18 protein-coding genes are annotated in these 18105 nt (G+C 67.0%); 10 read left to right on the top strand and 8 right to left on the bottom strand.

Translation table 11 applies throughout. The features are described 5' to 3' along the window. Positions 1-41: 41 nt before the first annotated feature. From AC1DVR_RS13190 to AC1DVR_RS13165, 6 genes are read left to right on the top strand one after another with little or no spacing between them, the layout of a single operon-like run. Positions 42-1337 carry an ABC transporter substrate-binding protein gene (locus tag AC1DVR_RS13190; RefSeq protein WP_478001041.1) on the top strand — a complete coding sequence of 432 codons (1296 nt, stop codon included), beginning with the start codon at positions 42-44 and terminating at the stop codon, positions 1335-1337. Positions 1338-1390: 53 nt separating this feature from the next. After that, on the top strand, positions 1391-2263 hold the full coding sequence (locus AC1DVR_RS13185; protein ID WP_478001040.1) for a carbohydrate ABC transporter permease: 873 nt from the start codon (positions 1391-1393) through the stop codon (positions 2261-2263). Beyond that, positions 2251-3066 (top strand): carbohydrate ABC transporter permease, encoded by an 816-nt coding sequence (locus tag AC1DVR_RS13180; RefSeq protein WP_478001039.1) that lies wholly within the window; start codon positions 2251-2253, stop codon positions 3064-3066. The genes AC1DVR_RS13185 and AC1DVR_RS13180 overlap by 13 nt, the downstream gene beginning before the upstream one ends. 9 nt (positions 3067-3075) lie before the next feature. After that, positions 3076-4173, top strand: a complete 1098-nt coding sequence (locus AC1DVR_RS13175) for an ABC transporter ATP-binding protein (protein ID WP_478001038.1) — start codon at positions 3076-3078, stop codon at positions 4171-4173. Further along, positions 4170-5216: a hypothetical protein gene (locus tag AC1DVR_RS13170; RefSeq protein WP_478001037.1), complete on the top strand. Its 1047-nt coding sequence runs from the start codon at positions 4170-4172 to the stop codon at positions 5214-5216. Before AC1DVR_RS13175 ends, AC1DVR_RS13170 begins: the two co-directional genes overlap by 4 nt. An 11-nt stretch (positions 5217-5227) precedes the next feature. Beyond that, entirely contained in the window at positions 5228-6172 is a 945-nt protein-coding gene (locus tag AC1DVR_RS13165) for a sugar-binding transcriptional regulator (RefSeq protein ID WP_478001036.1), read from the top strand. Here the strand turns inward: AC1DVR_RS13165 and AC1DVR_RS13160 are convergent. Further along, entirely contained in the window at positions 6169-7506 is a 1338-nt protein-coding gene (locus tag AC1DVR_RS13160; protein ID WP_478001035.1) for an MFS transporter, read from the bottom strand. The two genes, AC1DVR_RS13165 and AC1DVR_RS13160, sit on opposite strands and share 4 nt — an antisense overlap. Before the next feature lie 3 nt (positions 7507-7509). Further along, a complete protein-coding gene (locus tag AC1DVR_RS13155) occupies positions 7510-7959 on the bottom strand; it encodes a MerR family transcriptional regulator (RefSeq protein WP_478001034.1) in 450 nt (149 codons plus the stop codon). A gap of 126 nt (positions 7960-8085) precedes the next feature. On the opposite strand from AC1DVR_RS13155, the gene AC1DVR_RS13150 reads away from it, so the two are divergent. Further along, complete coding sequence (locus tag AC1DVR_RS13150; protein ID WP_478001098.1) at positions 8086-10398, top strand: heavy metal translocating P-type ATPase; 2313 nt, start codon at positions 8086-8088, stop codon at positions 10396-10398. Positions 10399-10416: 18 nt separating this feature from the next. Here the strand turns inward: AC1DVR_RS13150 and AC1DVR_RS13145 are convergent, their stop codons facing one another. From AC1DVR_RS13145 to AC1DVR_RS13135, 3 genes are read right to left on the bottom strand one after another with little or no spacing between them, the layout of a single operon-like run. Then, positions 10417-11172 (bottom strand): VWA domain-containing protein, encoded by a 756-nt coding sequence (locus AC1DVR_RS13145; protein ID WP_478001033.1) that lies wholly within the window; start codon positions 11170-11172, stop codon positions 10417-10419. Positions 11173-11176: 4 nt separating this feature from the next. Beyond that, complete coding sequence (locus tag AC1DVR_RS13140) at positions 11177-12142, bottom strand: hypothetical protein (RefSeq protein ID WP_478001032.1); 966 nt, start codon at positions 12140-12142, stop codon at positions 11177-11179. A 3-nt stretch (positions 12143-12145) separates the two neighbouring features. Beyond that, a complete protein-coding gene (locus AC1DVR_RS13135; RefSeq protein ID WP_478001031.1) occupies positions 12146-12802 on the bottom strand; it encodes a TerD family protein in 657 nt (218 codons plus the stop codon). Positions 12803-13015: 213 nt separating this feature from the next. On the opposite strand from AC1DVR_RS13135, the gene dusA reads away from it, so the two are divergent. Beyond that, positions 13016-14047: a tRNA dihydrouridine(20/20a) synthase DusA gene (dusA, locus tag AC1DVR_RS13130; RefSeq protein ID WP_478001030.1), complete on the top strand. Its 1032-nt coding sequence runs from the start codon at positions 13016-13018 to the stop codon at positions 14045-14047. Here dusA and AC1DVR_RS13125 read toward each other — a convergent pair. Continuing rightward, positions 14044-15219: a multidrug effflux MFS transporter gene (locus AC1DVR_RS13125; RefSeq protein ID WP_478001029.1), complete on the bottom strand. Its 1176-nt coding sequence runs from the start codon at positions 15217-15219 to the stop codon at positions 14044-14046. The two genes, dusA and AC1DVR_RS13125, sit on opposite strands and share 4 nt — an antisense overlap. Positions 15220-15340: 121 nt before the next feature. Between AC1DVR_RS13125 and AC1DVR_RS13120 the strand changes: the two genes are divergently transcribed. Together AC1DVR_RS13120 and AC1DVR_RS13115 are read left to right on the top strand one after the other, a co-directional pair. Beyond that, entirely contained in the window at positions 15341-16156 is an 816-nt protein-coding gene (locus AC1DVR_RS13120) for a sulfite exporter TauE/SafE family protein (protein ID WP_478001028.1), read from the top strand. A gap of 11 nt (positions 16157-16167) precedes the next feature. Next, positions 16168-16902: a hypothetical protein gene (locus AC1DVR_RS13115; RefSeq protein ID WP_478001027.1), complete on the top strand. Its 735-nt coding sequence runs from the start codon at positions 16168-16170 to the stop codon at positions 16900-16902. Here AC1DVR_RS13115 and AC1DVR_RS13110 read toward each other — a convergent pair. Both AC1DVR_RS13110 and AC1DVR_RS13105 read right to left on the bottom strand, forming a co-directional pair. After that, a complete protein-coding gene (locus AC1DVR_RS13110; RefSeq protein WP_478001026.1) occupies positions 16899-17471 on the bottom strand; it encodes a retropepsin-like aspartic protease family protein in 573 nt (190 codons plus the stop codon). The genes AC1DVR_RS13115 and AC1DVR_RS13110 overlap by 4 nt on opposite strands. After that, entirely contained in the window at positions 17471-18097 is a 627-nt protein-coding gene (locus AC1DVR_RS13105) for a MarC family protein (RefSeq protein ID WP_478001025.1), read from the bottom strand. The genes AC1DVR_RS13110 and AC1DVR_RS13105 overlap by 1 nt, the downstream gene beginning before the upstream one ends. Positions 18098-18105: the final 8 nt, after the last annotated feature.

Here is an 18105-nt window from a genome sequence, read left to right as displayed (position 1 = left end):
GCAAGGCCAGAACCAAGACCACAACCAAGGGAGAGAGAGAGATGAAGCTGAAGAACCTGATATTGGGCACCACCTGCCCGGCGCTGCTGCTGGGCCTGATGCCCGGCATGGCCCAGGCTGATGACATGGCCGCCTGCATGGGCAAGGTGCCCACGATCAACGTGATTGCGCAGGGCATGCCCTCGGTCACGGCGCTGGACAAGCATCTGGCGGATTTCAACAAGAAGTGGGGCACTGAGGTCAAGATCACCCTGCTGGGCGAGAACGAGCGCCGCGCCAAGGCCAGGCTCGACACCTCCACGGGGGCCGGGGCCTATCAGGTCATCTATCTGGATGAGGCCAATCTGGCCGAATATGCCAGCGCGGGCTGGGTCTATCCCTTGGCCGATGTGGTGCCCGCCGCCTATGACCTGAAGGACTTCCGCGTCGATCTGGCCAATGTCGCGACCTACAAGGGCGTGCAGTATTTCGCCCCCTTCGTCGGTGGCGGCGATGTGATGATGTACCGCAAGGATATTCTGGAAGCCAAGGGCATCGCCGTGCCCAAGACGCTGGATGAACTGGTGGCGGCGATCAAGGCGACCAATGACCCGGCGAACAAGGTCTATGGCTGGTCGGCGCGCGGTCAGCGCGGCTCGGGGATGAATGTCTGGCGCTGGACGCCCTTCTTCCGCGCGATGGGCGGCGAATGGCTGACCGATGACGGCAAGCCCGCCTTCGCCTCGGAGGCTGCCGTCAAGGCGACCGAACTTTACATGGACCTGATGAAGAACGCACCGCCCGGGGTTGGCACCTTCAACTGGTCGGATTCGGTCGAGGCCTTTCGCGGCGGTCAGGTGGCTTTCCTGATCGAATCCGATGTCTTCGGCCCCTGGATGGAAGACCCGAGCAAGAGCCAGGTCGTGGGCAAGGTCGGCTATGCGCCGCCGCCCGACCCGCTGCCTTCGGCCGGCTGGGGCCATGGCTGGGCGGTGTCCACTGTCGGCGCCAAGGACGATTGCACCAAGGCCGTCGCGGGTGATTTCGTCGGCTGGGCCACGTCGAAAGAGATGGAGGCCTCGCGGCTGGCCGAGGGGATTTCGTCGGACATCGGCCGCACCTCGACCCTGCAATCGGACGCCTTCAAGAAGGCGGTTCCGGCGGAATATATTCAGGCGATGCTCGACACCGGGGCCAAGACCAAACTTCTGATCATGGCAAGCCCGGCCTGGCCCGAGATCGGCGACACGCTGGGTCTGGCGCTGGAAGAGCTGTTCACCGGCACCAAGACCGACATCAAGGCCAGCCTGGATGACGTGTCCTTTGCCGCCGAAGACAGCCTCGCCGCCGTGAAATGAAGCCTGACCTGCCGGGGAATATCCCCGGCAGGCCCTTTCGGGGTGGATAAGATATGACGCGACAACAATTCGTCTTCTGGACGCTGGCCCCGGCCACGGCGGTTCTGGCCAGCCTTGCCTTGGTCTCCACAGCCGGGGCGGTCTGGTTCTCGGTGATGAACCGGACCCTGCGCTCACCCGAGGCCAGCTTCGTCGGCGCCTACAACTTCCTGCGGCTGCTGCGCGACAACCGCTTTCTGAACGCGCTGGAAATCTCGGCCCTGTGGGAGTTGATCACCGTGGCAGGGACGCTGATCCTGGCCATGGGCATGGCGGTTCTGGTGCATGAGACGGTGGTGCGGCCCCTGTGGCGCAACCTGATCTGCTTTGCCTTTCTGGCGCCGGTCCTTTTGCCCCGGGTGGCTGCCGCCTTCATCTGGCGCTTTCTTTACTCGCCTTCGCTCGGCCTTGTGAACTATCTGACCGGGCTTCTGGGTTTTGGCCCGATCGAGTTTCTGGCCGATCCGTCGATAGCACTTCTGTCGGTGGCGGTGGTGGATATCTGGCAATGGGGCCTGTTCTTCACGGTCATCCTGGTGAAGCTTTTGGAAACCTTGCCGCGCGCCCCGGTGGAGGCCGCGATGCTCGACAACGCAAGGACCTGGGAGATCCACGCCTATATCACCCTGCCGATGCTGAAGGCGCCGATCATCAGCCTGGCACTGGTCAAGGCGGTGGAATCGCTGCGCTCTTTCGACCTCATCTTCGTGATGACGGGGGGCGGGCCGGGCACCGCGACCGAGACGCTGGACCTTTACGCCTATCAGGCCGGCATCAACATGGGTGGCAAGATTTCCTATGCCTCGGCCATGTCGATCCTTTTGATGATCATCACCTCGATCGCCTTCACGGTGGTCTGGCGCGCGGGGAAAAAATGGGCCAAGTGATTTCGAAGACCCTGTCGCGGCTGGTGCTGGCCTTTCTGGTGCTGGTGGCGCTGGCGCCGATCCTGTGGACGGTGCTGGGCGCCTTCAAGGAGCTGCGCGATATCGTAACCCCGGTGCCGAAGCTGTTCTTCTCGCCGACGCTCGCGAATTTCGCCACCATCCTCGGCAATCCGATCATCCGAGACGGCCTCTTGAACTCGGTCATCGTGGTGGGCGCGGCGGTGCTGATCGGAGCTGCATTGGGCATTCCTGCCGCCCATACGCTGGCGCGTCATGCCCGCAAATGGGGCGATGACATGCAGTTCTTTGTCCTTTCGATGCGCTTCATGCCGCCGGTCGCCATCGCGATCCCCTTCATCGTGATCTACCTCGACCTCGGCATCTATGACTCTCTGGGCGGGCTGATCCTCGTTTACCTCGTCACCACGATCTCGACCGTGATCTGGCTGTCGGTCCCGGCTTTCGACCGGGTGCCGCGCGACATCGAGGAAGCCGCCGCCATGGAAGGCTGCACCGATTGGGAGATCTTCCGGCGCTTCTCGCTGCCCATCGCGGCGCCTTCGCTCTTCGGCGCCTTGGTCTTCACCTTCGTGCTGGTCTGGAACGAGCTTTTGCTGGCGCTGACGCTGGCGGCCAAGAACGCGACGCTGCCGGTGGTGGCGGCCTCGATCACCTCGCTTGGCAAGGAAGTGCCCTGGGGCGTCATCAACGCGGCCACGGTCGTGCTGGTCCTGCCGCCCCTGATCTTCATCGGCCTTCTGATGGGCATGATCAACTCCATGGTCCGCAGCGGATCGAAATAGGAACGTATAATGGCAAATATCCTCTGCACCGCGATCACCAAAAGCTACGGCGCGCATCCGGTCATCGAAGACCTGTCGCTGGAAATCCCCGACCATGAATTCGTCGTCTTCCTCGGCCCCTCGGGTTGCGGCAAATCCACCATGCTCAGGATGATCGCCGGGCTGGAGGAGGTGACGGCGGGCCGCATCGTGATCGGCGGCAGTGATGTGACCGACCTGCCCCCCGGCCAGCGCGGCGTGGCGATGGTGTTTCAAAGCTATGCGCTTTATCCGCATATGTCGGTGGCCGAGAACATCTCTTTCGGCTTGCGGCGTCTGGGGGTGGACAAGGCCGAGATTGCCCAGCGGCTGGCCCATGTCGCGGGGCTTCTGGGGCTGGAAGCATTGCTGGACCGCAAGCCCAAGAACCTGTCGGGCGGTCAGCAGCAAAGGGTGGCGATGGCGCGGGCGATGATCAAGACGCCCAAGGTCTTTCTCTTTGACGAACCCTTGTCGAACCTTGACGCCAAGCTGCGCGAGAAGCTCAGGACCGAGATCCGCAAGATCCACCTCGCGCTGAAGACCACCACGATCTTCGTCACCCACGACCAGCTGGAGGCGATGACGATTGCGGATCGGATTGTCCTGATGCGGGCCGGAAAGATCGAACAGCAGGGCCGCCCGGACGAGATTTTCGACCGCCCGGCCAGCCGCTTTGTCGCCGATTTCATCGGCTCGCCTTCGATGAACTTCCGCCTCGCCAGGGTCTCGCGCCAGGGCGGGCTTTGGGCCGAGGCGGGCTCGCTCCGGCTGGCGCTGGATGCCGGGTTGTTTGGCGGCCTGGTGGAGGGTCAGAAGATCGAGATCGGCCTGCGCCCGGCGCGGATGGACCTCGTGGCGGCGGATGCGCCCAATGCCATCGCGGGCCGGGTGGTGCTGGTGGAAAACATGGGGGCCGAGGGGCAGGTGATCGTCGAGGTCGATGGCGCCGACATGTCCTTTGTCACCAAGGACTTCCGCAGCATAGCACCCGGCGACCGCGTGCATTTCGCAATCCGGCCCGACCATATCCATGTCTTTGACCCGACCTCGGGGCAAAGCCTGCGCCGCGAAGGAGCCGTGGCATGACCGCGCCGCAATCCACCTTGCAGCCCGCAGCCCGGCTGACCCGCGAAGGGACGCGCTATGCCGAAAAGCTCGCCCGCATCCGGGCTGGCGCCTATGCCCCGGGCGATTTCATCCTCGCCGATGCCAAGGACGCCGATCTGTCGGGCGGGCTTCTGACCTGCGGCTTGCGCCGGGATTTGCTGGGCCAGCCCGGCGCGCCGCGTTCAAGGCCCGAGTTTCAGGACCAGATGCGCGCCCTGATCGCGCAAGACAAGATCGACATCCTTCTGGCCTCCGCCGGCAATCTGGAGGACTTGGCTGACAGCGGCGCCTTCATCGGCAGCCGCGTCGCTGCCGCCTTTCGCGGCAATGAGGCGACCGACATGTGGGGTCAGATCCGCGGCGGGCGCTACCGCGAGACGGCCTCGATCCCGCACCGGGGCGCCGATCTGGGATGCGCCGTGGCGGACCTCTGCCTTTACTCGATCACCTTCAACAATGACGCGGAGGCCGATGCCCGCAGCCTTGCCGCCTATGCCGCGTTTCGCGCCGAGGCGCGGGCGGCGGGGGTGGCGCATTTCCTTGAGGTCTTCAATCCCAATGTCGAGACCGGCTTTGACGCGGCGGCAACCGGGGATTTCGTGAACGACTGCATCGCCCGCACCATGGCCAGCCTGACCAAGGCGGAACGGCCGGAGTTCCTCAAGATCGCTTACAACGGCGCCCCGGCGCTGGAGGCTCTGGTGGCGCATGACCCCGCGCTGGTGGTGGGCGTCCTCGGTGGTGGCGGATCGACCCACCGCGACACGTTCGAACTCGTCGCCCAGGCCGAACGCCACGGAGCGCGGCTGGCTTTGTTCGGGCGCAAGATCAACATGGCCGAGGATCAGCCCACCTTCCTGCACTGGCTGCGGCTGGTGGCAGACCGCGTGGCGACCCCTGTCGAGGCGCTGCGCAGCTATCACGCCGACCTCGCCAGCCTCGGCCTGCGACCTGACCGCGCTTTGGAGGTTGATCTTGTCCTCACGGACGATACCCTGCGCGCCTTTGCCCAGCAAAGCTGAACGGACCCAACATGACCCGCGTCAACCATCCGTCGAACCGCAATGTGGCCGAGGTCGCCTGGCTTTACTACATCAAGGAGATGACCCAGGGCGAAATCGCCAAGGCGATGAACCTGTCGCGCCCGACGGTGATCAGCTATCTGCGGCTGGCGCGCGAACGCCAGATCGTCTGCGTCAAGATCTCGGGCGAGCATTTCCGGCTGAACGCCGCCGCCGATGCCCTGAAAGAGAAATACGGGCTGCAAAGCGTGCAGGTCGTCCCGGATGACGGCCTGAGTGGCGAGGCGCTGACCCGTGTCGTCTGCGAGGCTGCGGCGCAGTTCCTGCCCGATTTCGTCCAGCCTGGCGATGAGTTGGGCGTGTCCTGGGGCCAGACCCTGTGGTTCGTTTCCGAAAGCGTGCCGTGGTGGCCGGTGGGCGATCTGACCGTGCGCCAGCTGATCGGCTCGATGGCCAATCCTTTGCTGCCGACCTCGGAAAGCTGCTCGACCGAGATCGCGCGCCGGCTGTCGGCGGTCTGTATCAACCTGAACGCCCCGGCGGTCTGCACCACGCCCAACCTCGCCCGGCTGCTCCGGGCCGAGCCGATCATCGCTGAACAGCTCGCCAACCTCAGCCGCTGCACCAAGGCGATCTATTCGCTGAGCCCATGTACGCCCGACACCCATGTCGTCCAGTTCAAGATCGCGACCGAGGCGGATGTGGCCGATTACGTCCGGCGCGGCGCGGTCGGCATCATCGCCGGGCGTTTCATCGACGAGACCGGGGCGGCGATCCTGGGGCCCTTGGATGAACGGCTGATCGGGGCGGATCATGCGACGCTGGCCCGGATGACCGGGCTTCTGGTGGTCAGCGGCATGGACAAGGCCACCCCGACCCGCGCGGCCTTGCGGGGGGGCTATGCCGATCACATGATCCTTGATCTGCCCTTGGCCGAGGCCTTGCTGCTCGACTAGGCCTGCCGGGGGCGGGGCCAGCTGCGGTGCAGCCGGTCGATGGTGAAGGGGTGCGCGTGCCCCACTGCGCCCTGCGCCTGGCCTGCCGCGCCATGGGCGGCCAGATGTGGGTGATCGGGCGGCAGGTCGGCGTGGTCATGCGCCAGCTGCTCCGGGTCTTGCGCCGGCCAGAGCCGCAGGACCAGCACCACCGACAGCGCCCCAAGGCCAGCGAGGCTGAGCGCCGCCGCATCCAGACCAAAGCGGCTGCCGATGTAGCCCGCCATCGGATAGGCCACCAGCCAGCAGGCATGCGACAGGGCGAATTGCGCGGCAAAGACCGCCGGACGGTCCTCCGGCTGGGCGGAGCGGTTCAGGATGCGCCCGATCGGGGTCTGGCTCAGCGCATAGCCAAAGCCGATCAGCGCCCAAAGCGCCATCAGCCCGAAAAGCCCCTGGACCAGGGGCACCAGGGCCACGGTCGCCACCATCAGCCCGGCCCCGGCCAGCATGACCGGCCGGTCGGCGCGCTGCGCCAGCATGCGGGGCAGGGTCAGGGCGGCCAGCATCGACCCCGCGCCAAAGGCCGCAAAAGCCAGCGCCACCTGCGACGGCCCCAGCCCCAGCCGCGCCTGCACCAGAACCACGGTGTTGACATAGACCATCGCTCCCGCCGCCGCGACCGCCAGTTCCATCATCATCAGCCCGCGCAGGCGCGGCGTGGCGAGGTAAATCCGCAAGCCCTTCAGCGCCGCCGTGCGCAGGCTTTCCGCCGGGACGGCGATACGGGCGGGCAGGCGGGAGGCCAGCACCAGGGCGGCCGAGGCGCAGAACCCCGCCACCGTGCCGCCAAACAGCACCGGAAAGCTGACCAGTGTCAGCAGGGCCGCGGCGAGGATCGGGCTTAGGACCTGCTCCAGATCCTCGGCCAGCCGCATCATGGACAGGGCTTGGGTGTAGTCACGCTCGTCCGGCAGGACATCGGGGATCGTGGCCTGAAAGGCCGGGGTGAAGCCGGCGGAGGCGGCTTGCAGCAGGAAAATCAGGAAGTAGATCTGCCAGACCTCGGTCACGAAGGGCAAAAACAGCACCACCACGGCGCGGATCAGGTCCAGTGCCACCAGAAAGGCCCGGCGCGGCACCCGCCCCGCCAGCGCCGAGGCGACCGGCGCCAGCGCGACATAGGCCACCATCTTGATCGCCAGCGCGGTGCCCAGCACCAGCCCGGCCTGCGCCCCCGCCAGCTTCCAGGCCAGCAGCCCCAGCGCAACCGTGGCAAGCCCGGTCCCGGTCAGGGAAATCACCTGTGCGGCGTAAAGCCTTCGGAACGTCGGGTTTTTCAGAAGCTGGAGCATGGGCTATTCCGACACATCGGGCAGATCCTGGGCCTCGCGCCCGTGGTCGCTGCTGCAATGCCGGTGGTTGCCCAGCACCTCGATCACTCGGCACTCGGCGATGCTGCCCCCGGCGCAGTGGTCGACCATCCGTTCCAGCTCCGCCTTCAGCGAATGCAGCCGGGCGATCCGCCCCTCCACCGCGCGCAGTTGCGCGCGGGCGATGGCATCGACCTCGGCGCAGGATTGGTCGGGGCGGTCCGACAGGCCCAGCAGGTCGCGGATCGCCTCCAGCGTGAAGCCAAGGTCGCGGGCGTGGCGAATGAAGGTCAGCCGGTCTTGCGCGGCCTTGGGGTAAAGCCGCTGGTTGCCGCTGGACCTTTCCGCCCCCGGCAGAAGCCCTATCTGTTCGTAATAGCGGATCGTCGGCACCTTGACCCCGGCGGCCGCGCCAAGTTTTCCGATGGTCAGCATGAAATGCCCCTTGAACCTCTAGTTGCTAGAGAGATTACATCTGGGGTCAGAGCGAAACAAGCGCCGCTTTCGGCGGCGAAAGGACCTGACATGACGGCCAAGGACGAGAGCGCGCGCGAGGACACTATGCGCCACGATACGGAGCGTCATGACTGGACCGTGACCGGCATGGACTGCGCCTCTTGCGCCACCAAGATCACCACGGCGCTGGCACGGCTGCCCGGGGTCGAGGATGTGCAGGTCGGGGTGATGTCCGAACGCCTGAGCCTGCGCCTGCAGCCCGGCGCCACAGCCCCGGAGGCGGTGGAGGCCGTGGTCAAGACTTTGGGCTTTGGCATCCTTCCCAAGGGTGAGGCGGCCAGACGCAAGTTCGTCCTGCCCGAGGCGCATAAGGAGGACCATGCGGGCCATGACCACGAGGGCCATGACCATGCGCAGCACGATGACGAAGGTCACGACCATGAGGGTCACGACCACGCCGCGCATGAGCACGAGGACCACGCAGAAGCGGAGCCTTCCGGCCACGGCGGACCGGGGCATACCCATGCGACGGCGCCGGAGGATCTGGGCAAGGGCTGGTATCAGACCGCCAAGGGCAAGCTGGTGATCGGCACCGGCCTGCTTCTGGCGCTGGCGACGGCGGTCAAGCTGCTGGCCTCGGGCCAAGTGGCGCATTGGGCCTTTGTCGCGGCCTGTGTGATCGGCGTGGCGCCGGTGGCGCGTCGGGCTGTTCTGGCCTTGCGGGCGGGCATCCCCTTCACGATCGAAGGCCTGATGACCATCGCGGCCATCGGCGCCCTGTTCATCGGCGCGGCGGAGGAGGCGGCCTTGGTTGTCTTCCTGTTCGCGGTGGGCGAGGTGCTGGAAGGTGTCGCCGCCGACCGTGCCCGCGCCTCGATCCGGGCGCTGTCGGATCTGGTGCCGAAAACCGCCCTGCTGGTGGAGGGCAGCACGACCCGCGAGGTCGATGCCGCCAGCCTGCGGATTGGCCAAAGCGTTCTGGTCCGCCCCGGTGACCGCATCCCCGCCGATGGCACGATTGCCGAGGGCACCTCGGGCATCGACGAAAGCCCGGTGACGGGCGAGTCCGTGCCCAAGACCAAGGGGCCGGGGGAAGCGGTCTTTGCTGGCTCGGTCAATGCCGAGGCGGCGCTGACGATCCGGGTCGACAAGGCGGCCGAGGACAACACGATTTCCCGCATCATCGCTTTGGTCGAAGAGGCCGAAACCGCCCGCGCCCCCACCGAACGCTTCATCGACCGCTTCAGCCGGTTCTACATGCCGGCAATCACCGCTCTGGCCTTGCTGGTCGCCGTGCTGCCGCCCCTGGTGGCGGGGCAGGAGTGGAGCATCTGGCTTTACCGTGGCCTGGCACTTTTGCTGATCGGCTGCCCCTGTGCGCTGGTGATCTCGGTCCCGGCCTCGATCGCCTCGGCTTTGGCCACGGGAGCCCGGCGCGGCATCCTGATGAAGGGCGGTTCGGTGATCGAAGCGGTGGCGCGCACGACGCAGGTCGCCTTTGACAAGACCGGCACCCTGACCGAGGGGCGGCCGGTGGTGACCGAAATCCTGGTCCTGACCGGGACCGAGGCGGCGCTTCTGGAACTCGCCGCCGGGGTCGAGGCCGGCTCGAGCCATCCCTTGGCCGAGGCGATCCTGCGCCATGCGGCGGGCGTCGGGGTCGAAACGCCCCCGGCACAGGAGGCGCGGGCGCTGATCGGCAAGGGCGCCACGGCGCTGGTCGGGGGCGCGCCCGCCTGGGTTGCCTCGCCACGCTTTGCCGCGGAGGAGGGCGCGCTGGATGCCAGCGGCCTGGCCGAGGCCGCCCGTATGGAGGCCGAGGGCAAGACCGCGGTCGTGGTGTTCCGGGCCGGTCAGGCGCTTGGCCTGATCGCGCTGCGGGATGAGCCGCGCGCGGATGCGCGCAAGGCGGTGGCGGCGCTCTCCGCGATGGGCCTCACTTCGGTCATGCTGACCGGCGACAACGCCCGCACCGGGGCTGCGATTGCGGGGGCCCTTGGCATGGGCCACCGCGCAGATCTGATGCCTGCCGACAAGGTGGCCGCGATCCGCGCCATGGCGCTGTCGGGCGGGGTGATCATGGTGGGCGACGGGATCAACGATGCCCCGGCGCTGGCGGCGGCCTCGGTCGGCGTGGCGATGGGCTCGGGGACCGATGTGGCGCTGGAGACCGCCTCGGCCGCACTTTTGCGCAACCGGGTCGGCGATGTGGCCGCCATGGTGCGGCTGGCGCGGGCGACGCTGACCAACATCCACCAGAACGTCGGCATCGCGCTGGGGCTGAAGGCGGTGTTTCTGGTGACGACGATCCTCGGCGTCACCGGCCTCTGGATCGCCATTATGGCCGATACAGGCGCCACGGTTCTGGTGACGCTGAACGCTTTGCGGATGCTGCGCTTTGACCCCGAACGGGGCTGAGCGCAGCCGCCGCCGGCGCTAGTTGCGCAGCCAGTTCAGCAGTTCCGGCACCAGAAGCTGCGCGTTCAGTTCTTCGTCCGACAGTTCCACAAAACTGTCGAGGTCGTTGATGATGACGACCCCGGTGTTGGCGTAGTTCTTCGCGATGGTGTGGAGGAACTTGAACTCCACCTCATGCTCGCAGGCGCCCATGAACAGGAAATAGACCTCATCGCCGCGCTTTTGCGAGGCGGCGAGGATATTTGCGGTGCGCTCCATGTCGGTGGCGTGGTTCTCGCCATCGGTGATGAAGATCACGATGGAGCGTTTGCGCGGGGCGGGGTCCGGGGCAGGTGCGGCGGGCAGGCCTAGGAAGCGGCTGAGGAAACCTTGCGGCTTTTGCGCAAAGGGCAGCCAGCCGAAATGCTGCAGATTGCGCTCCAGCACATAGCTGTAGGTCGTCCCGCCGTTCCAGCCCGGCACGCGCTGCACCACGCGGTCCATGACGAAGCTGTCCGAGGTTTCCGGGTTCACGGTGCCCACGTAATGCGCGTTCTCCGGCCCATGGCTGAAGGTGAAGACATCGACCTGGCCATCGGGGTCCAGCACCATGCCGTAGGGCACGAGGCGCGAGACGAGGCGGTTGGTGGTGCCCTCCTCATGCTCATGTTCGAAGGAGCCCGACACGTCGATGTCGATGATCAGTTCGGCTTTCACATCCGCCGCCACCCCGGCCTTGTCGAGCGAGAGGCGCAGCGAACGGGCGGCTTTGGTCAGGTCAAGCGAAAGGGCCATGGGTCTACTCCGGTTGGGGAAAAAGCGGCATCAGATCGGCAAGACGATAGGTCAGATCGCGCGCCTCGGTCAGCGAGGGCGCGTGGGAGGATTTCAGCCGCGCCTGGAACTGCGCGAGGCTTTCCAGCCAAGCGGGAAGGGCGACAAGGGCGATGTTCTGGATCGCCACGACCAGCCGCGCCGGCAGGCTCGCCTCGACCGGGTGTTGGGCCTGTCCGGTGCGGATCTGGAGCAGCGTCAGGCCAAGGCTGTGGCGGCGGTCCTGAAAGCTGCGGGAAAGGTGAGGGGCTGCGGCCTCGGCGAGGTAGGCCGCGGCGATCACGGCGGCCTCGACCTGCGCTTCCAGCGCCTGCAAAGCCACGGCCTGCGCCTCGAGCCGGGATTTGAGCGCGGCCAGACCTTCCAGCGCAGCGGTGAGCAGCGTCAGAAGCTCGTTGATCTCGATGCGCGCCGCAGCGATCTCCTCCGCCGTGTCGATCACGCGGGAGGCTTTGCGGAAGGCCGCCGACAGAAGGCCCTTGGAGCAAAGGGCGGTCAGGTCAAAGCGCCCCAGCAGGGCCTTCAGGCGGGCCAGATGCACTGGCACCTCGCGCAGGTCGGGCGCGCGCAGAAGTTCAAGCCGATCGTTGACCAGGGCGGCATGAGCCTCCTGCAGGTCTTGCGCCCAGAAAAGCGCGTCGCGGTCGCTCAGATGCGCCGGGATCAGGCGGGTGAGGAGGGCCGCAGCCGCCTCCAGCGTGGCAGGGCGCGCCTTGGGGGCGAGGCGGCGCAGATCGTCGGGCGACACCGTCAGGCGCTCAGGCGTGGTGCCGGGCATCGCGGTGGGGGAAAGCCGGGGCAGGGCTGTGGCCTGCCCCAGAGGGTTTTGCGGCGCGGTCTTGCGGGCCTGCGTCACAGCCTTGCGCGGCGCGTCGGGCATCACCGTGGCGCGCAGGGGTTTGGGCGGCGGGTCCGGCGGGTCCTGCGGCATCGGTCAGGAGAAATGCGCCAGAACGTCGTTCAGCGTGCCGTTGAAGCCGCGCCCCACGGCGACATATTCCCAGCCCTGCGGCCCGAGCATGATATTGCCCAGCTGCACCGCATTGAACTGGCGGAACTCGTCGGACAGACGGTAGGACCCGATCTCGCGCCCGCTGTCGTCGGTCAGGGTGATGGTGCAGAGGTCGATGTCGCCGAAGGCGGCGCCTTCCTCGTCCTCCTCGGCCTCTTCGGCGTGCTGGCCGCCGTGGTCGGCCTCGTGGACCGTGGCGAAGATCGGCACCTCGTTTACCCCGGGGGCGAGTTTCGCGCCGTCGATCACGATGCTTTCGCTGTTGTTCTGCACCCGCTTGTCACCGCTGTGCGACAGCCCGCCATCCGGCGTCTGGAACGAGCCGTCGGGGTTGTTGGGCAAGACCCCGCCACTCGGGTTCATCCGCTTGGTGTTGTAGGTGGACAGCACATCCTCCAGCGCCTGCACCCGGGCACCGTCACCCGTGTTGCGGGCGGCCAGCGCGTGGATGTCGACATCGTCCTGATGGTCGGCATTGCACGACCAGGCCACGGTCACGGTGAACCGCGCCCCCTTGTTCAAGGACAAAACCAGCTTGGGCGCCTTCAGCCCGGGTTTATCAAGTGCAAGCGTCAGCACGACGTGTCCTTTCTGCGCCGGATCTGAGGGGAAGCTATGCTGCCCTTGCCGCGGTTTCAACCGCGACAGGGGGGGGGGAACAATTGCCGGTTGACGTCACGCCTGGGCCCTGCGGCCCGGGCTTTCTGGACGATCTGCAAGATTTGCTGTATCAGCGCCGGTCAAAGCTGGCCCCTTGGCCGCCAAACCTCCGTGACGAAAGAAGATCTGGCCGTGACACCCTTCCGGACCGCCGCCCCCGTTCCCGCGCAAGGCCCCGCCTTCGGCCCGCACCGGCTGTCCGTCGCGCCGATGATGGACTGGACCGACCGGCATTGCCGGGTCTTCCACCGCCAGATGAGCCGCCGTGCGATGCTTTATACCGAGATGGTCACCGCCCCCGCCGTGGTGCATGGCGACCGCGAGCGGCTTCTGGGCTTTGACGCGGTCGAGCATCCGGTCGCGCTGCAGCTTGGCGGCTCGGACCCGGGGGAGCTGGCGAAGGCGGTTCAGGCGGCGCTGCCCTATGGCTATGACGAGGTGAACCTCAACTGCGGCTGCCCGTCCGACCGCGTGCAGTCGGGCTGTTTTGGCGCGGTGCTGATGGAGCGTCCGGCGCTGGTGGCGGACTGTGTGGCGGCGATGCAGGGGGAAAGCCCGGTGCCGGTCACGGTCAAGTGCCGGATCGGGGTGGATGATCAGGACCCGTCGCAGGTTCTGCCGCGCTTTCTGGAAACCGTGGCCGGCGCAGGGGTGCGGCATTTCGTGATCCATGCCCGCAAGGCCTGGCTGCAGGGCCTCAGCCCCAAGGAAAACCGCGAGATCCCGCCGCTGGACTACCCCTTGGTTCTGGCGATGAAGCAGCAATTCCCGGAGCTGACGATTTGCCTCAACGGCGGGGTGACCACGCTGGCGCAGGCGAAAGACCTGCTGGATCAGGGGCTTGACGGGGTGATGATCGGGCGCGCGGCCTACCATGACCCGGCGGCGGTGCTGATCGGGGCCGATGCGCTCTGGGGCGAGGCTTTCGCGCCGGATGCCTTCGATGTCGTCCTGTCGATGCTGCCCTATATCGCGGAGCATCTGGCCCAGGGCGGGCGGCTGCACCAGATCACCCGCCACATGCTGGGCCTCTTCACCGGGCGTCCGGGGGCGCGCGGCTGGCGGCGGGTGCTGTCGGAAGGCGCCTCGCGCCCGGGCGCGGGGACGGATCTGGTGCTGGAGGCCCTGGCGCAGGTGCAGGCCGGGGCGCGCTCGGCCGCTTAAGACTTCCGCACCAGAAGCGTCAGGACCAGCGTCACCAGGGCTGCAAAGGCGATGCCGCCGATCATCGGCTGCGGGTCAGAGCCGAGCCAGGGGCCAAGCGCCGCCACCATCACGCCCCCGGTCAGCATCTGCAAGGTCCCGCCGAGCGAGGAGGCCAGCCCCGCCTTGTCGCCCTGATCGTCCAGCGCCAGCACCATCGTCGTGGGCAGGATCAGCCCCAGCCCGGCATTGCCAAGCGCCAGCCCGATCATGCAGACCGCCAGCGGGGCGAGGCCGAGAAGGCTCAACCCGAAGAGGCCGCAGGTGCCGAATGCGAACAACAGGCTTGCCGCTTTCAGCACCTTGATCGTGCCAAAGCGCAGGCTGGCCCGGCTGGCGCCCTGGCTGGCGCCGATGAAGGCCATCGCATTGACCGCGAAGGCGAGGGAGAACTGGTTGGCCGACAACCCGTAGCCCTCCTGATAGGCGAAGGGGGCGGCGGCGAGGAAGATGAAGAAACTGCCAAAGCCGAAGGCGCCGATGAAGGTGAGCAGAAGGAAGGCGCGGTCGCGCAGAAGCTCGCCGCAGCCCTTGAGCACGAATTTCAGGCTGAAGGCGCGGCGGTTTTCCGGCGCCAGCGTCTCGGGCTGGGCGAAGGCCAGCAGGGCGAGGCTGGCCATGGCGGCCACCAGCAGGGCGGCGAAGATGCCGCGCCAGCCGGTCACCGTCAGCAGGGCAGAGCCGGCCAGCGGCGCCAGCATCGGCGAGACGGAGAAGACCAGCATGATCGCCGCCATCATCCGCGTCGCCTGCGCCCCGGTGAACATGTCGCGCACGATGGCGCGCGGGACGACGCCAAGGGCCGCCCCGCCCAGGCCCTGCACGAAGCGCCCGGCGATCAGGCCGGTGGCGCTTTGCGCCGAAAGGCACAGGATGGTGCCAAGGACGAACATCGCGATCCCGGCATAAAGCGGCATCTTGCGGCCGGAATGGTCGGCCCAGGGGCCATAGAACATCTGGGCGATGCCAAAGGCCGCGAAATAGGCGGTGATCGTGCCCTGGACGACCTGGGGCGAGACGCCAAGATCGCTGCCGATCACCGGCATCGCGGGCAAATACATATCAATCGCAAAAGGACCGATGCAGGACAAAAGCCCCAGAACAAGGGCGGGGCGGGCCAAAGAGCCGGACATGGAAAACCTTTCGCGCGGGGAATGGTGCCTGCCTAGCGGGCCGGGCGGGGAAGGGCAAGGCCGGGTCTGGCGCGGGTGCCGCAGTGCGGCTAGGCTGGTCGCGAATTCGCGCGAGGTGATCATGGATTATGCGACTCTTCTGCCGATGCTGGCGCTTTTGCTGGTGCTCGGGGCGGCGACCGGGGTGATTGCCGGGCTTCTGGGGGTGGGCGGCGGCATCGTGCTGGTGCCCGCCTTCTTCTACCTGTTCGGCAAGCTCGGCTTTGCCTCGGACCAACTGATGCAGGTCTGCATCGGCACCTCGGCCGCGACCATCGTGGTGACCTCGGTCCGCTCGGTCCTGTTGCACAACAAGAAGGGGGCGGTGGACTGGCAGGTGCTGAAAAGCTGGGCCGTGTTCCTGGTGATCGGCTCGCTTCTGGGGGTGATCGCGGCCTATTTCCTGTCGACCACCGCGCTGAAAGCTATCTTCGGGGCGCTGGCGATGACGGCGGGGCTTTACATGGCCTTTGGCCGGGCCGAATGGCGCCTGGGACCGCAGATGCCCGGCCAGCCGGTGCGCGGGATCGAGGGTGTGATCCTCGCCTTCTTCTCGACGCTGATGGGGATCGGCGGCGGCACGTTCGGGGTGCCCCTGATGACGCTTTACGGCATGCCGATCCACCGGGCGGTGGCCACCGCCTCGGGGTTCGGGGTCCTGATCTCGGTCCCCTCGCTGATCGGGTTCCTGTTCATGTCGGTGCCTGATGCGCCGCCCCTGTCGATCGGCGCGGTCAGCGTGCCGGCCTTTGCCATCATCATCCCGATGACGCTGCTGACCACGCCTTATGGGGTCAGGTTGGCCCATGCGATGAACCCCAAGCCGCTGAAACGGGCCTTTGCGATCTTCATCATCCTGGTCGGCGGCAACATGCTGCGCAAGGCGGTGGGTTTTTGACAGAGGGGGCTGTGACCGGCTGGCGGCGGATCGGCCCGACGCCGGGCATCGCCGCCTGGGCCGCAGCGGCGCATCCGCTGGCGGGGGCGGCCCTTGCCGCCTCGGCCGAGCCGCTGCGCTGTGGCGGCACCTGGGCGGTGGGTCTGGACCTTCTGCCCAATGACACGGCGGGCAAGGTGGCGGGGGTGGATCTGCCCTGGGCCGATCTGGGCCTTGCCCCCGAACCCCTGCACCGGGCGCAGCTGTCCACCATCTACCCCGGCTACCCGCAGCCCTCGCCGGATGAGAGCGCCAGCGCCTTCGCCTTTCGCCGCGACCGCGACGCGGCGCATCTGGACGGGCTTTTGCCGGTCGGCCCCGCGCGCCAGCGCATGGTCAAGGAGCCGCATGGCTGGATCCTCGGCCTGCCGCTGAACGCCTGCACGGCCTCGCCTCTGGTTGTCTGGGAGGGCAGCCACGAGATCCTGCGCGCCGCCCTGCGACAGGCCTTGGCCTCGCATCCGCCTGCCCTATGGGGCGACGTGGATCTGACCCAGCCCTATGCCGAGGCGCGCCGCGCGGTCTTTGCCACCTGCCGCCGGGTGGAACTGCCCACCGCGCCGGGTGAGGCCCTGCTGCTCCACCGCCTGACCCTGCATGGCGTGGCCCCCTGGACCGAAGGCGCCGCGGCCCCGCCCGAGGGCAGGATCATCGCCTATTTCCGACCACTGCTCGCCTCGGTCCAGGACTGGCTGACGCGGCCTTAACGCCGCAAGACCATTTGGTCGCCGGCAATACTGATCTGGAACTGCCCGAGATAATCCATCCCGAGCAAGGAGATATCCATCGCACCCTGATTGACCGCGGCGGGCAGGCCGGCATCCTCGAAGGGGCCGAAGCTGACATTCTTCAGCGTGACGCGGGCGGTGCGCACGGTGCCATTGGCGGTCGAAGCCTCACCCATATAGGCGAGCCGGGACGGGTCGATTCCGACCCTTTTGGCGTCAGCGGCGGTCAGCACGACCGAGGACGCGCCGGTATCGGCCATGAAGGTGACCGGCACGCCGTCAATCACCAGATCGGCATAGTAGTGGCCATCCTGCGCGCGGGGCAGGATGATCTCTCCCGCGCCCACCTGCTGACGCGGCTTCATCCCGCGCTGCAGATCGCCCCAGAGCCCATAGACCGCCATCATCCCGATGAAGATCATGCCCCAGGCCAGCACCATCTTCAGCGTCTTGCCGAAGTTCTTGCGCAACTCGACCATGGCCCAACCGCCCAGCGCCGCCAAAAGCACCAGCAGGTAGATCAGCCGCATCATCGCGTCTTCCGACATCAGCCGAGCAACCCGGTCGGGATCAGGCCGGTGCCGCGGATGCCATCGACGACATATTGCACGGCCAGCGCCGCCAGCAGCATGCCCAGAAGCCGGGTCACCACCAGCGTCCCGGTCCGCCCCATCAGCCGCTCGATCGGCGGGGCGGCCAGCAGAAACAGGAAGGTCGCCACCATCATCACCGCGAGCAAGGCCAGGATCGCGCCCTTGCCCGACCAGTCCGGCGCCTGACCCATCAGCAGGATCATCGAGGTGATGGCCCCCGGGCCGGCAATCAGCGGCGTGGCCAAGGGGAAGACCGAAGGGTCATGGTCGGGGTCGGGCAACTGCCCCTCGCGTCTTTGGGTGCGGCGTTCGAACAGCATGTCCAGCGCGGTCAGGAACAACAGCATCCCCCCGGCGATCCGGAACGCCGGGATCGAGATGCCGATGAAGCCCAGCACCGCCTCGCCCGTCAGGCCAAACAGGGCGAGGATCGCGAAAGCGATCAGGCAGGCACGCCGTCCCATCGCCATCCGCCGCTCCGGCTCCATCCCTTGCGTCAGGGCAATGTAAAGCGGCACCAGCCCCGGTGGGTCGATGACGACGAAAAGCGTGGCGAAGGCGCTGATCAGAAGGGGGCTCATGGGGGAAG

It is taken from the genome of Rhodobacter sp. P2_H5 (assembly GCF_056403335.1).
Note: the sequence above shows the minus strand (reverse complement) of the source record. Positions and strands in the feature narration are given on the sequence as shown.

Coding starts and splice junctions, on each gene's coding strand:
- AC1DVR_RS13190 (WP_478001041.1), top strand. CDS start 42: ATGAAGCTGAAGAACCTGATATTGGGCACCACCTGCCCGGCGCTGCTG.
- AC1DVR_RS13185 (WP_478001040.1), top strand. CDS start 1,391: ATGACGCGACAACAATTCGTCTTCTGGACGCTGGCCCCGGCCACGGCG.
- AC1DVR_RS13180 (WP_478001039.1), top strand. CDS start 2,251: ATGGGCCAAGTGATTTCGAAGACCCTGTCGCGGCTGGTGCTGGCCTTT.
- AC1DVR_RS13175 (WP_478001038.1), top strand. CDS start 3,076: ATGGCAAATATCCTCTGCACCGCGATCACCAAAAGCTACGGCGCGCAT.
- AC1DVR_RS13170 (WP_478001037.1), top strand. CDS start 4,170: ATGACCGCGCCGCAATCCACCTTGCAGCCCGCAGCCCGGCTGACCCGC.
- AC1DVR_RS13165 (WP_478001036.1), top strand. CDS start 5,228: ATGACCCGCGTCAACCATCCGTCGAACCGCAATGTGGCCGAGGTCGCC.
- AC1DVR_RS13160 (WP_478001035.1), bottom strand. CDS start 7,506: ATGCTCCAGCTTCTGAAAAACCCGACGTTCCGAAGGCTTTACGCCGCA.
- AC1DVR_RS13155 (WP_478001034.1), bottom strand. CDS start 7,959: ATGCTGACCATCGGAAAACTTGGCGCGGCCGCCGGGGTCAAGGTGCCG.
- AC1DVR_RS13150 (WP_478001098.1), top strand. CDS start 8,086: ATGCGCCACGATACGGAGCGTCATGACTGGACCGTGACCGGCATGGAC.
- AC1DVR_RS13145 (WP_478001033.1), bottom strand. CDS start 11,172: ATGGCCCTTTCGCTTGACCTGACCAAAGCCGCCCGTTCGCTGCGCCTC.
- AC1DVR_RS13140 (WP_478001032.1), bottom strand. CDS start 12,142: ATGCCGCAGGACCCGCCGGACCCGCCGCCCAAACCCCTGCGCGCCACG.
- AC1DVR_RS13125 (WP_478001029.1), bottom strand. CDS start 15,219: ATGTCCGGCTCTTTGGCCCGCCCCGCCCTTGTTCTGGGGCTTTTGTCC.
- AC1DVR_RS13120 (WP_478001028.1), top strand. CDS start 15,341: ATGGATTATGCGACTCTTCTGCCGATGCTGGCGCTTTTGCTGGTGCTC.
- AC1DVR_RS13110 (WP_478001026.1), bottom strand. CDS start 17,471: ATGTCGGAAGACGCGATGATGCGGCTGATCTACCTGCTGGTGCTTTTG.
- AC1DVR_RS13105 (WP_478001025.1), bottom strand. CDS start 18,097: ATGAGCCCCCTTCTGATCAGCGCCTTCGCCACGCTTTTCGTCGTCATC.